The organism is Paludibaculum fermentans (genome assembly GCF_051172195.1).
GTDB lineage: Bacteria > Acidobacteriota > Terriglobia > Bryobacterales > Bryobacteraceae > Paludibaculum > Paludibaculum fermentans_A.
Genome location: NZ_JBPJAQ010000002.1, coordinates 415,380 through 428,727 on the forward strand (window position 1 = coordinate 415,380; position 13,348 = coordinate 428,727).

Annotated in this window: 11 protein-coding genes; 4 read left to right on the forward strand and 7 right to left on the reverse strand. The window is 63.4% G+C overall.

Annotation, left to right across the window (positions count from 1 at the left end; translation table 11 throughout):
- Position 1: 1 nt before the first annotated feature.
- The 3 genes from ACR9Y2_RS28295 to ACR9Y2_RS28305 form a co-directional block, all read right to left on the reverse strand.
- On the reverse strand, positions 2-3,151 hold the full coding sequence (locus tag ACR9Y2_RS28295; RefSeq protein WP_435046339.1) for an efflux RND transporter permease subunit: 3,150 nt from the start codon (positions 3,149-3,151) through the stop codon (positions 2-4).
- Complete coding sequence (locus ACR9Y2_RS28300; protein ID WP_435046340.1) at positions 3,141-4,313, reverse strand: efflux RND transporter periplasmic adaptor subunit; 1,173 nt, start codon at positions 4,311-4,313, stop codon at positions 3,141-3,143. The genes ACR9Y2_RS28295 and ACR9Y2_RS28300 overlap by 11 nt, the downstream gene beginning before the upstream one ends.
- 274 nt (positions 4,314-4,587) lie before the next feature.
- Positions 4,588-6,618, reverse strand: coding sequence for a sigma 54-interacting transcriptional regulator (locus ACR9Y2_RS28305; RefSeq protein ID WP_435045231.1), 2,031 nt, complete (start codon positions 6,616-6,618; stop codon positions 4,588-4,590).
- 180 nt (positions 6,619-6,798) lie between these two features.
- On the opposite strand from ACR9Y2_RS28305, the gene ACR9Y2_RS28310 reads away from it, so the two are divergent.
- Positions 6,799-7,080: a hypothetical protein gene (locus ACR9Y2_RS28310; RefSeq protein ID WP_435045232.1), complete on the forward strand. Its 282-nt coding sequence runs from the start codon at positions 6,799-6,801 to the stop codon at positions 7,078-7,080.
- Positions 7,081-7,086: 6 nt separating this feature from the next.
- Complete coding sequence (locus ACR9Y2_RS28315) at positions 7,087-7,728, forward strand: TetR/AcrR family transcriptional regulator (protein ID WP_435045233.1); 642 nt, start codon at positions 7,087-7,089, stop codon at positions 7,726-7,728.
- On the opposite strand, the gene ACR9Y2_RS28320 is transcribed toward ACR9Y2_RS28315, so the two are convergent.
- On the reverse strand, positions 7,729-7,851 hold the full coding sequence (locus tag ACR9Y2_RS28320; protein WP_435045234.1) for a hypothetical protein: 123 nt from the start codon (positions 7,849-7,851) through the stop codon (positions 7,729-7,731). It lies immediately after the preceding gene.
- Between the two features lie 432 nt (positions 7,852-8,283).
- On the opposite strand from ACR9Y2_RS28320, the gene ACR9Y2_RS28325 reads away from it, so the two are divergent.
- Positions 8,284-9,870 (forward strand): DUF5597 domain-containing protein, encoded by a 1,587-nt coding sequence (locus ACR9Y2_RS28325; protein ID WP_435045235.1) that lies wholly within the window; start codon positions 8,284-8,286, stop codon positions 9,868-9,870.
- Positions 9,871-9,936: 66 nt separating this feature from the next.
- Here the strand turns inward: ACR9Y2_RS28325 and ACR9Y2_RS28330 are convergent, their stop codons facing one another.
- The 3 genes from ACR9Y2_RS28330 to ACR9Y2_RS28340 all read right to left on the reverse strand — a co-directional run bounded on the left by ACR9Y2_RS28330 (position 9,937) and on the right by ACR9Y2_RS28340 (position 10,935).
- Positions 9,937-10,305, reverse strand: a complete 369-nt coding sequence (locus tag ACR9Y2_RS28330; RefSeq protein WP_435045236.1) for a hypothetical protein — start codon at positions 10,303-10,305, stop codon at positions 9,937-9,939.
- 184 nt (positions 10,306-10,489) lie between these two features.
- The gene (locus ACR9Y2_RS28335; RefSeq protein WP_435045237.1) at positions 10,490-10,666 is read right to left on the reverse strand and encodes a hypothetical protein; all 177 of its coding nucleotides are present in this window, start codon (positions 10,664-10,666) and stop codon (positions 10,490-10,492) included.
- Positions 10,666-10,935, reverse strand: a complete 270-nt coding sequence (locus ACR9Y2_RS28340; RefSeq protein WP_435045238.1) for an antitoxin — start codon at positions 10,933-10,935, stop codon at positions 10,666-10,668. Before ACR9Y2_RS28340 ends, ACR9Y2_RS28335 begins: the two co-directional genes overlap by 1 nt.
- Before the next feature lie 1,529 nt (positions 10,936-12,464).
- Between ACR9Y2_RS28340 and ACR9Y2_RS28345 the strand changes: the two genes are divergently transcribed.
- A complete protein-coding gene (locus tag ACR9Y2_RS28345) occupies positions 12,465-13,286 on the forward strand; it encodes a hypothetical protein (protein ID WP_435045239.1) in 822 nt (273 codons plus the stop codon).
- The last annotated feature ends 62 nt before the right edge of the window (positions 13,287-13,348 follow it).

Genomic DNA, 13,348 nt, shown 5'->3' on the forward strand with positions numbered 1-13,348 from the left:
GTTATCGGCCCTCCCCCGCCGTCGTGGCGTCTCGATTCCTGAACAACTGCACGACCATCACGAAGAACAGCGGGATGAAGAAGATCGCCAGGAACGTGGCGGTGATCATGCCGCCCAGTACGCTGGTGCCAATCGCTTGCTGCGCACCGGCGCCTGCCCCCTTGGCAATGGCCAGCGGCAGGACGCCGAAGCCGAAAGCCAGCGAGGTCATGACAATTGGCCGCAGCCGCAGCTTGGCCGCCTGCAGCGTGGCCTCCACCAGCCCCACTCCCTCTTCCAGCCGGATCTTGGCGAACTGCACGATCAGGATCGCGTTCTTCGTCGTCAGCCCCAGCACCGTCAGCAGCCCAATCTGGAAGTACACATCGTTGGGCAGGTTGCGCCACGACGACGCCACCACGCCGCCGATTACGCCCAACGGCAGGGCGAGCATGATGGAGATCGGCACCGACCAGCTCTCATACAGCGCCGCCAGCACCAGGAAGATCACCAGGATCGAAAACGAGTACAGCAGCCCGGTCTGGGCCTGCCCCATGCGTTCCTGGTACGAAAGCCCGGTCCAGTCGAAACCGATGCCCTTGGGTAGTTTCGAGACGATCTCTTCCATCGCCTGCATCGCCTCGCCGGAGCTCCGGCCAGGCGCGGGCTCGCCCAGGAAGTTCAGGGCGGGGAAGCTGTTGTAACGCTCCAGCCGGGGCGAGTTGTACGCCCAGCGCCCCGAAGCCAGCGCATTCACAGGCACCATGGCGCCCTTGCTGTTGCGCACATACAGCCGCTCCAGATCGCTGGGCAGCATGCGATATGGCGCGTCCGACTGAACGTACACGCGCTTCACGCGGCCGCCCTGGATGAAGTCGTTCACATAGGCGCTGCCGAATGCCGCCGAAATCGTGCTGTGGATGTTGGAGATCGGCACGCCCCACGTGCCGGCCTTCTCCCAGTCGATCTCACTGCGGTACTCCGGCACATCGTCCAGGCCGTTCGGCCTGACACGCACCAGGCGCGGATCCTGCGCCGCCAGTTGCAGCAGTTGTCTGCGGGCACCCATCAACGCGTCGTGCCCCAGGCCGCCCCGATCCTGCAGCATGAAGTCGAAACCATTGGATTGGCCCAGTTCGATCACCGCGGGTGGCGGAAACGCAAACGCGATGGCATTGCGCATGCCGGCGAACGCCATCATCGCTTTGCCCGCCACCTCCTTGGCGCGCAGTCCGGGCTTCTCCCTCAGCTTCCAGTCCTTCAACATGATGAACGCGAAGCCCTGGTTCTGCCCGCGGCCGGCGGGACTGTAGCCGGAGACCGTCATGCACGACTCCACGGCTTCCTTCTGGTCTTCCAGGAAATGCCGCCGCAGCTTCTCCATCACCCCTTCGGTCTGCTCCCGCGTCGACCCGGGCGGCAGCTGGACCATCGCCATCAGAATGCCCTGGTCCTCATCCGGCAGGTAGGCCGTCGGCATACGCTGGAAGAGATACCCCATCGCCGCGACAATCACGGCGAACGCCAGCAGCGAGACCACTCGCGCGCCCAGGATGCGGCCCACCAGCGCTTGGTATTTGTCCCGCAGGAAGTTGAAGGCTCGGTCAAAACCCAGGAAGAACGGGCGCAACAGTCGGAACCCGGTCTCCGCCGCTTCGTGACCCTTCGCCACCGGCTGCAGCAGCGACGCACACAACACCGGCGTCAGCACCAGGGCCACGACGACTGACAGCAGCATCGACGCGATCACCGTGACTGAAAACTGGCGGTAGATGATGCCCGTGGCCCCCGGGAAGAAAATCATCGGCGCGAACACCGCGGATAGCACGAAGCCGATGCCCACCAGCGCGCCCGTGATCTCCTCCATCGACTTCATGGTGGCCTCCCACGGAGGCAGGCCCTCCTCGCTCATCACCCGCTCCACGTTTTCCACCACCACAATGGCGTCGTCCACCAACAGGCCGATGGCCAGCACCATCGCGAACATCGTCAGCATGTTGATCGAGAACCCCAGTGCGCCCAGCACGCCGAACGTGCCCAGAATCACCACTGGCACGGCGATGGTGGGCACCAGCGTCGCCCGCATATTCCCCAGGAAGAGGTACATAATCAGGAACACCAGCACGATGGCTTCAATCAGCGTCCGTACCACTTCGCCAATCGCCACCCGCACGAACGGTGTCGTGTCGTAGGGGTAGACCACCTTCATGCCGGGTGGGAAGAACCTCGAGAGCTCGTCCATCTTGGCCTTCACCCGCGCGGCAGTATCCAACGCATTCGCGCCCGGTTCCTGCCGGATCGGCAGCGCCGCGGAAGGCTTGCCGTTGAACGACGCATTCACGTCATAGAACTCGGTGCCCAGTTCCGTTCGGGCCACGTCCCGCACGCGCACAATCGAGCCGTCCGGATTGTTGCGCAGCGGAATCGCGGCGAACTCCTCGGGTGTCTTCAGCAACGACTGCACCAGGATCGAGGCATTCAACCGCTGGCCGGGGATGGCGGGAATCCCGCCAAACTGCCCCGCCGATACCTGCACGTTATACGTGCGGATGCCCGCCACCACGTCGTCCGAAGTCATGCTGTATTGGGTGAGCTTGTCGGGGTCCAGCCAGACCCGCATGGCGTACTGCGAACCAAAGGCCTCCACCTCACCCACACCCTGTACGCGCGCCAGCGACGGCTGGATCTGCGAAATCGCATAGTCGTTCAGGTCGTTATTGTCCAGGGAGGAGTCCTCTGACACCAGGCCCACCAGCATCAGGTAATTGCGCGTCGATTTGCTCACCGTCACGCCCTGCCGCTGCACGACCTCCGGCAGCATGGGCATGGCGAGTTGAAGCTTGTTCTGCACCTTCGACCAGGCCAGGTCCGGATCGGTGCCCGGAGCAAAAGTCAGTTCAAGCGCCGCGCTCCCCGACGAGTCGCTGGTGGCCGAGAGGTACAGCATCTTGTCGAGGCCGGTCATCTTCTGCTCGATGATCTGCACCACGCTGTCCTCCACCGTCTTGGCCGTCGCGCCGGGGTACACCGCGCGGACCGAGATCGATGGCGGAGCGATGGGCGGATACTGCGAAATGGGCAGGTTGTAGATCGCCAGGACGCCCCCCAGCATCATGGCGATCGCAATCACCCACGCGAACACCGGACGGTGCAGGAAGAATTTAGACATGATCCTTCCCCTTCGTCTCCGGTTGCGGCGTGGGCGCGGAGAGAGGAACCGCGCGCACTCGGACGCCCGGGCGCACCTTCTGCAGGCCCTCGACGATGATCCGGTCGCCCGCCAACAAGCCGCTGGTCACCAGCCACTTATCCCCAATGGCCCGGTCCAGTTCCAAAGTCCGCTGTTCCACCTTGTCGTCCTGGCCGACGATCCAGGCGTAGGGCAGGCCCTTGGTGTCGCGGCCGACGCCTTGCTGCGGCACCAGCAGCGCCTGCTGGTTGATGCCTTCCTGGATCAGCGCCCGCACAAACATCCCGGGTAACAGGACATTGTTCGGATTTGGGAACACGAGCCGCAGGGTGACCGAACCCGTGGTAGAGTCCACCGTCACATCCCGGAACTGCAGCGTGCCCTCCTGCGGATAAATCGACTTGTCTTCCAGGCTGAGCTTCACCTTGCGCAGGAAAGAACTGTCCGGCTTCAGCTGCCCGCTCTTCAGCCGGCTGCGCAGCCGCAGCAGCTCCGCGTTCGACTGCACGACATCCACATAGATGGGGTCGAGCTGCTGGATCACCGCCAGCGCCGTAGGCTGGTAGGCCGCCGCCAGCGCGCCCACCGTGATGCTGGAAATGCCGATCCGGCCGGAGATGGGGGCATGGATCGGCGTGTAGGAGAGGTTGATCCGCGCGCTCTCCAGCGCGGCGCGGTTGATCTCCACCGACGCTTTCCTGGCCGCCAGATTGGCCTCGGCCTGCCGCAGCGCGGCGCCGGCATCATCCGCATCCTGCTGCGCCGCGGCGCGCGTGGCCGCCAACGTCTTCAGCCGCTCCGCCCGCGAGCGCAGCGCCGGCAGGTTGGCCTCGGCCGTGACCAACTCGGCTTCCGCCGTCGTCAGCGACGCCTTGGCCTGCGTCAGCACCGCCTGGTAAGGAGCCGGGTCGATCTGGTAGAGCAGGTCGCCGGCCGTCACATTGGATCCTTCCCGGAACTGGCGGCTTTGAATCAGGCCGTTCACCTGCGGCCGGATCTCGGCCACCAGATACGCCGACGTCCGCCCCGGCAGTTCCGTGGTCAGGGTGACCGGCTCCTGCGCCAGCGTCACCGTCGCTACCTCCGGCAGGCCCGGTGCCGGTGCTTGCGCCTGGGGCTTGCAGCCGGAGAGAACAAATGCCATTAGGACCAGGCTTGCGCCGGCCAGCCGCTTCGGCACCGTGCCGAAGTGCCGGTGTTGTCCGGATGGGGAAGGGAAGAGGCTTCGTCGAAACCTGCCGTGGGAGAGTTGAGTCGGATTCCCGGTGCCGAAGACTGCCAGCGCATCTCGCGTTTCCATGTCACCCTCTCTCTAGGCAAATGGGACGCCAGAAATGGATACCTGGATTGAGCAACTTCCGGGCTGTGTGCCGGCCGGCCCTTCGGCAGCTTCGGCACTTGCCGGGCAACTGCCGAATTTAGTTGTACTCGCGCTCGATACTTAGCTTCTTCATACGGGATTGCAGCGTCGTCCGCCGCAGTCCCAGCAGGGACGCCGCGCCATGCGGCCCGGCCACCTTACCTCGGGTTGCCCGGAGTGCACGCAGGATGCGGTCCCGTTCGACCGACTCCTCGATCCGCGAAGTCCTCGGCGGCGGCGCCGCTTTCGAGATCTCGGGCAAGGTGACGACCAGCACCCGGCCCGGACTGAGAATGACTGAACGCTCGATCACATTCTGCAGTTCGCGAATGTTGCCGGGCCAGTCATAATTCGTCAGCGCCTCGATGGTCGACGACGGAATCGACTCGATGGGGCGGTTCATCCGCGTCGCGTACTTCTGGGTGAAGTAGCGGATCAGCAATGGGATATCTTCCTTGCGCTCGCGCAGCGGCGGCACCGTCAGCGGGAATACGTGCAGACGGTAGTAAAGATCGCTGCGGAACTTGCCTTCTTCGACCATCTTCTTCAAGCCGCGATTGGTGGCGGCCACGAACCGCACATTGACGCGGATCGTCCGGTTGCCGCCCAGGCGCTCCAGTTCCTGTTCCTGGATCGCCCGCAGCAGTTTCGATTGCAGCTCCAGCGGAATCTCGCCCACCTCGTCCAGAAACAGCGTCCCCTGGTGGGCCAGTTCGAACCGGCCAATCTTCTGGGCAAACGCGCCCGTAAATGACCCCTTTTCGTGGCCGAAAAGCTCGCTCTCCAGCAGCGTCGCCGGAATGGCGGCGCAATTCACCTTAATGAAGGAACGTTTACACCGTCCGCTGAGATCGTGCAAAGCCCGGGCCACCAGTTCCTTGCCGGTGCCGGTTTCGCCTTCAATCAATACGGTCGCGTCCGTGGGCGCGACCACCTGAATGCCGCTCAACACGGCCTGAAACGCCGGCCCTTCGCCAATCATGCTGCCGACATTCTGGTCGAAGCGAATTTCGTCTTCCAGGTATAGTTTCTCGGTCGCCAGTTTATCCCTCAGCTCGGAAAGCTCGCGGTATGCCAGTGCGTTCTCCGTCGCAATGGCAATCTGCCGGGCGACCTGGACCAGCAGGTCCACCTCGTCGGGGGTGAACGGCTGGCCGCTCCGGCGGCCCAGGTCAAGCACCCCCGAGATCCCATTGGTCCCCACCAGTGGGATGGAGCAACTCGACTGGAAGCCCAGGTGGCGGTATTTGCGGTAGACCGGCGCGGTGAAACGGTCGTGTTCATCACCGGCGAGGACCACCGGTCTGCCCGTGGAAATGGCTTCGCCAGCCGGCATCCCTTGCGGGCTCACTGAGATCTCCTCCGGCTCAAAGAGCATTCCTGCTGGGCAGTGCAACGCGGTCAGGTGGATGTGGCCGGAGGTCTTCTCGAGCAGGGCCATCAGCACGAAATCGTGCGCGACCACGCTGCTCAGCTGGGTGGAGATCGCCGAGAACAGCTCCTCCATCGGCAGCTTGGAGACCAGCGAGTTGGTGATCTCGAACAGCACGCGCATCCGGTCGCGTTCGTGGAGCAGGGCCTGGCGTGTGAGATATCCCTCCACGGAAACAGCGAGTTCCGCCGCAACACGCTGGAAAAACTGGAGCGCGCGCTGGTCCGGTTGGAACGGCGTGCCGAACCCGAAGCCCAGGAGCCCCAACCGCCGCTCGCCGTTCGACAGTGGCACCAGCACCATCGCATGGATGCCTTCGTCCAGGGCCTCCTGCACCAGGTCGCCCCAGCGGGTCTCCTGCTCGAGCGGCGACAGTACCATCGGTATCTGCTCGCGCCAGACGCGGGCGCCGGGGTCCTCGCCTCGCGAATCGATGACTCGCTGGCGGTCCTTATACGGGCGGTTGGCGCTGATGGCGTGGAGCCTCAATTGATCCTTCACCGGATCATGCAGGACCAGCGCCAGGAAATCGAAGGGGACAACCTGGCGCAGGGAGGCCGCCAGGGAGTTGCAGACGGTCTCCAGATCGGCGTGCCCGGCGACAACCTGCGAGAGATCGAAAAGCGCTCGATAGATTTCGGAATCCGGGATCTCCATATCCAGAAGCCTATCAATAGGTGCCGAGATCGGCAATTGACGTTGGCATTTGTCGGGGTTCGGCATTTTGGACCTGGGGCCAAAGGGGCTGGCGCCGGCTACCGCGGGTGGAGGCACTTCGGGCTCCACTCGCCGCGCTGGCACCCGGCGTGCAGTTGTCGGCGATGAGGCGGAAGGTTCATGTTCCGTATCAGCACGGTGAAAGAGCCATCGCACACCACGATCATGGTGGACGGCCAGCTCATGAGTGACAGCGTCGAGACAGTGGAGAACTGCTGTGACGAGGAGATCTCCGCGGGCAAGCCGGTCGAGTTGCTGCTGCGGGACCTGACGACCATCGACCAGGCCGGACGGGCGCTGCTCCGCCGGTTGTCGAGGAAGGGTGTTCACTTGCTCGCGAACGGCGTCTACACCTCTTACCTGGTGGAGGCGCTCAATCCCGCCAAACGCAGCCCCGGTTGAAGCGCCATGCCTGATACCTCGACCCCCGCCCCACTCATCTCCGGAGCCAAGGAGGAGCCGCGGACCCGGCGGCGCGGCCAGCGGCTGACAGCCGCCATCCGGCGGAGCCAGGTGCTGCGGATTGCGGCCACTCTGTTCACCCGCACCGGGTTGCACGCCACAACCACACAGGCTTTGGCCGAAGCAGCCGGCGTCTCGGAGCCGGTGTTGTACCTGCACTTCCATAGCAAGGAATCGCTGTTCCAGCAGGCTGTCGAGTCGAACATCGAGAAGAGGTTGCGGCTTTTGGAGGACAGGCTCGCCGTGATCGACGCCGCGGATGTGCGTTCGCGAATCGAACGGATGGCCGAAGCGACGGTGCTGGGCTGCGTCGCTGGGCCTGCCCCCGCGGCGCTCATCAACTGGGCGCTGCTGGAGGCGCCTGGCTATGCCCTGGACCTCTACCGGGAAGAGATGCGCGCCGTAGAAAGGCTGTGGAGGAATGGCCTGCGCGGCCGAGGGCGCGCGCGGCTGCTGCGGGAGTTTGTGCCGTGTGCGGTGGAGTTGTGCCTGGCGTACGGCCTGTGGCTGGCGGCTTTCCGCAGCACCGCCGAGAGCGCGGCTCCGCTGGTCCGGCGATTCGCTATTGGCCTGGCCGCCCGGCGCTGATCATTTGGAAGCCAGGTAGGGCAGCAGCGCGAAGATCAGCCAGGGGACAACAGTTAGCAGCAGAAAGATCAAATCGGGCAACTGGTGCCTGTGCCTGCCGCGAAAATCAGTCCACGATGTCATAGCCTGGCTCCTCGCTCTCCAATTCGACTCTCTCTGCCCAAGGCATTTTGCGGGCCGCCGCCAGGCAGCCCTTTTGGGAGGGAGGATTGGGCGACTGGCGGCGGCGCACTCGAGCGGGCCCCTGATTCCCGCGTGCGAGAGACGATCCCCGTGTGGCAACTCCGCCCATCCGTGGTAGGTCTTGACCGGGAGGGCCGGGTCGACTTACTATTCGGGCAATTGGCGGGCCAAACCAGCGGTGCTGCCCCCGACTGCTGAAGTTGGCCGCTATGGCTGTGGGAGCGATTGCAGGCCGTTGGTTCCTCAATGGGCAGGTTGCTATTCCGGAGTCGCCTGTCCGCTGTATGCTGTCTGTGGGACGAAACCGGGGCACGGTTCCGGCGGAGTCCCGCGTCACGCCATTTCCCGGCTCAACGCGTTCCAGGAGGCTTCATGTATACGAAAGCGATGGCGGTCCTGCTGCTGGCCTCGGTGAGTCTGGCGGCTGCGCCCATGCCGCGTCTGATGAAAGACAAGGGCGGCTTCCAGTTCCTGGTAGACGACAAGCCCTTCCTGATCCTGGGCATCCAGACCGGGAATTCCAGCGGCTTCCCCGCGGAGTTGCAGCGCACCTGGCCGCTCGCCAAGCGGATCCACGTCAATACCGTGGAGATTCCCATCCAGTGGCAGGCGGTGGAGCCGGCGGAAGGACGCTTCGATTTCGCCCTGGTCGACGGGCTGGTGGCCGGAGCGCGCGCCAACGGCCTGCGGTTGATCCTGCTTTGGTTCGGTGGCTTCAAGAACGGCGCAATGCACTTTGCCCCGGCCTGGGTGAAGGAGAACGTTCAGAAGTATCCGCGCATGATCGATCAGACCGGCAGCCCCATCCGGGCGCTGGCCACCCACGTGGAAGCGACGCAGGCGGCGGACGCGAAGGGCTTTGCGGCCTTCATGCGGCACCTGAAGGAGATCGACGGGGAGCAGCACACCGTAATCGCCGTGCAGGTGGAGAACGAAGCCGGCGTGTTGGGCACCGATCGCGATCACTCCGAAAGCGCGAACAAACTGTTTGCCCAGGCGGCTCCAGCCGAGGCGGTAAAGGCGTTCGGGAAGACCGGCAGCGGCACGTGGAACGAAGTCTTCGGGGCCTATGGCAGCGAGACCTTCGCCGCCTACTATCAGGCGAAGTATCTGCAGCGCGTGGCCGAGGCAGGGAAGCGCGAGTTCCCCTTGCCGATGTTCCTGAACGTCTGGAGCGACATCCAGGACGGTTTCTACGAGCCGGGCTTCTCGCATCCCAGCGGCGGCGCCACGACCCGTATGCTGCCCCTCTACAAGGCGCTGGTGCCGTCCATCGACTGGATCTCGCCGGACATCTACAAGCAGAGCTATGTGCAGTACGTCGAGGAAGCAACGCCCTACAGCCGGCCGGACAACCCGCTCCTGATTCCGGAGACCGGGCGCGACCTGGGCTTCTGCCGGCGCATGTTCTACGCGCTGGGCGATCTGCGCGGCATCGGAGTATCGGTGTTTGGCGTGGAAGGTTCAGCGGAAGGAGACACCGGCTCGATCCCCGAGAACCTGCGAGACCTGTCGGCGACCTATCGCGTAGTGGCGGCGGCGACTCCGCTGCTGGCCGAAGCGAAGAAGTACGGGCAGCTGCGCTCGTTCGTGGAAGAGACCGGCATTGCCACGCTGGTAGGCGACTTCGGAGCCTATGAGTCGATGGCGCAGTTCGGACCCTCGCATTGGGGCTATGGCGGAGCGCGCGCGGCGGGCACGCCGAAGACCACGGGGCGGGTCCTGATCGGGCAGGTGGGTCCGGAGGAATTCGTAATCGCCGGCTTCGACACGACGGTGAACTTCCGGCCGAAGTTTGGGTCAGCCGCGCCGCGGGCCGATTTCGTGAGTGCGGAAGAAGGCGCCTATGAGAATGGCGTGTGGAAAGCGCGCCGGCAGTTGAGCGGCGACGAGATCTTTTTCGGGTTGCGGCTGCCGGGCGCGGGGACGGTGGTGCGCGTGAAGCTGATGAAGTATTGAGGGTGTGGCTCGGGTTCAAATTGCAGGCCGGATTACGAGATTTCGCTCGCTACGAGGAGAACTCGCTCACGCTCGGCTGCGCTCGGCCCAGTGACTTTCAAACTCGGCCCATGCCGACTCGAACGAAGCATTCAACACCGTAGGATGCTCGTTCGGGGAGAAGGTCATGTTGGAATCAGTAAAGAAACCGAAGTTGTCTCCAAGAGGAGCCGCTACGATGATTTGTCCTTGTTCATCGAAGCCGAGTTCCCGTTGCGGCACGCCCGCCGGGTCAATTTCAACCCACCACATGCGCACGTTCTCGAACAACGGATCGAAGTCAGGATTCGCTGCCGGAATGGTCGCGCTGAGCAGACGTACAAGGACTCTCTCGATCGGTCCCGGCTTTGTCAGGGGCCAGGGCCCGGTCCCCAGAGTAGTCTCAATTACGACCATGGCTGTATCCGTCCCTCTTCTATACGAAGTGCCGTTGTTGTGGCCTGCTCCCGGCTGACGAGACCGATCTGCCAAATGCGACGACCGTTCAGAATTCGGTGGAAGGCCAGCTCAACGAATGCCGTGGCGTCCGGACAGCTCCGTTCTTCCTCGGCGATCACTTTGGGGCGCACACACATAGTGGCTATTGCTGCGAGACCTCGCGGAGCGCGCCTTCGGCGGCTCCGCAACGCAACTCGGCGGCGACAATGATGCTGGTCGCGACCTGCGTTTCACCCACCGCCCGGACCCGCTCCGTCACCCGGCCCTGCGGGTTTCGGTTCAACTCGGAGACGATGCTCGTGTCGAGCAGGTTGCGCATCAGCATTCGACGGGGCGCGGACCCAGATTAGGGATCTCGGGGAACTCCTCGGCCAGGGGCGCGAGCGTCGCAAGGACCGACAGCAGGGATTTTGGGGTGACGGCTTCCAGGATGAGTTTCTCTCCTTCCTTGCGCATCACAGCGTGCTTGCCTGGCAGCTCAAAGCCCCGCGGAATGCGCACTGCCTGGCGCCGCCCGTTCTTGAATACCTTGGCTCGCCGCTTAGGGAACACCATCGCCTCCCAAGCATACGTTACCGCCTCTTCCATGCCGTCGGGAACTCCCCTTTTAGGCCTCAGGCAGGCGAACCGAAGCGCGCCCGATCTTCGATCCTCAACGCAACTTCCAGTCTCAGGACTTCACCGGCCGGGGCGCGACGACCGCACTCCACGACGCCTCCGCGACGGGTGCGGGGTCGACCGTGACTGCGGGTTGGGGCGAGATCAATCCAGGTGGCGTGGCGCGACCGGGGGCTGACCACGGTGTGGCGGCAACCCACTGCGAGCGCGGAGACCGGCAATCGGATTCCGCACGTTTGACGAATCGTCTTAGGCTTACGATTGTTTCGCGATCTGGGAGTCTGTCTGTATAATATTGAAACAAAGCATTTTCTACTCCATCTTACTAATTTACTCTTGCTGTAGATTAGCGCCGTGCTGTAAACTGTCGGATGTGGTTTCAGCGCAGCCATCGTCCCTGAAGGATTGGCTCCTTCGCGTCCTCCGCCGAGTGGACGGCCTCAGCGTCCAACCTGGACTCACACCAGGCTCGATCATAGTACGGCTGGAAGGCGGTGCTCCTACGCCGTTTGAAGTTCTAAACGTGCCCGTACTCAGCCGCGAGCGTGCGGAGGATCTCGTGACGGGAACAGCCGGGCGCACTACACCGTTTTCACTCATTGCCACTCGCCGGCTCAGCGAACCCACTCGCGCCCTCCTTCGCTCTGCGGCACTTTCCTGGGTAGAACAGTCGACCGGTGCCGTTCGTCTGGCCGCTCCTGGCCTCCTCGTGGAAGTAACACGCCCCGACTCCGGGGGAACGCGCAACTCAGATAACCCTGTTCGTGCCAAGCTCCGTGGCCGCTCCGGATGGATCGCGGAGACACTCCTTTTAAGGCCGCTCCACGAAACGATTCTCCTTCCAGAGTTGGCACGTGCATCCGGCGTGTCCCTATCCCTGACAAGCCGCATATTGACGCGGCTCAGCGCTCTGGGATTGGTCGAAACTCGGGGCGCCGGTCCATATCGCACCTGGCGATTGCTGGACCGTGGCGGTCTGCTGGAACTCTGGGCGATGGAGGAATCAGTCAAGCCAGCGCAACTGACCGCTCTCTATCTGTGGAGCCGGTCTCCAGGCGCCCTCCTGGACAGGATTCCAGAGATCTCGAAAATCACCGGGCACTGGGCGCTAGGCGGGACTGCCGCCGCCAACCTTTACGCGCCGACGTTGACGGTCGACCCCGCCCCGACTATTTGGATTGATTCGAGCGTGCCGGCGGAAGAGGTAGCCCGGAGCCTCGGTGGCTCCCTCGCCGATCAGGGCGCAAACATGTTTCTCCATCAAATAGAACACAATCTTCCGCTTCGGCATGCCGTCACTTGGAGTGGCCGTGGAAACCTCCGCGTCGTCTCCCGCCCTCGGGCATACATCGAGTCGCTGGTGGCAGGCGGCCGTTCAGATGAGGTAGCGCAGAAGGTCCGTGAGGAGGTCGTTGGTGGGCACATCTGATCCGAGGATTCACCCACGGGAACCCTATACGCCGGCCGCGGTTGCCGCATGCGAGCGGGCACTCCTGACGTTGTTGACGAAGATCGGTCCCTGGGGATCGAAGCTGATTTTGATCGGGGGCCTGGCTCCTCGATACCTTGTCGGCACACCCTCTGCCGGAATCACCGGGCACGTGGGGACCACGGACCTGGACATCGTTGTGGGAATTTCGCTCGCGACGGAAGAAGAGGAGGCATATCGGAACCTGCAGCAGAACTTGAAGGACGCACGCTTCGCTCCTGCCCGAAACGCAGAGACCGGTCAGGAAGAGACTTTCCGCTGGCACCGCGAAGTGGAGGGCGTCGACGTTCTGCTCGAGTTCTTCTGCCCGTTGGGAGACGGGGAAGCCGGAAGGCTCCTCAGGAATCCGGGCGGCGCAGGGTCCAAAATCAGCGCCATTCGCACACGGGGTGCGGAACTTGCCGGGACCGACTTTATCACGGTGGCCTTGAGCGGGGAACTGCTTGAAGATGGGGGCATACAGGAGAACACGCCTGTGCGGGTGGCAAACTTGCTTCCCTTCGTCATTCTGAAGGCATTCGCCCTTGACGAGCGAGACAAAGCGAAGGATAGCTATGACTTGGTTTGGACGATCGCCGGATATGGCGAAGGGCCTCACTCCGCAGCGGAAGCGATGGCGGCAAGCCCAATCATCCGCCATCCGGATGTCGTCGCTGCCATCGGAGTCCTCCGGCAACACTTCAACACTCCCGATCATCGGGGCCCAGCCCAATACGCGAACTTCGAAATGCGCACCGACGGTCAGGAGGGACGTGCTCGTCTACGGCGTTATGCGCATGGAACGATGACTGAGTTCCTTCGTCGTTGGGATGATATAGGAATGCCAGGATGAGAACCACAAACGCTGGAAACTGAGGACAGGGTCAGACAGGGGACAATTGTCCAGGGAAAATA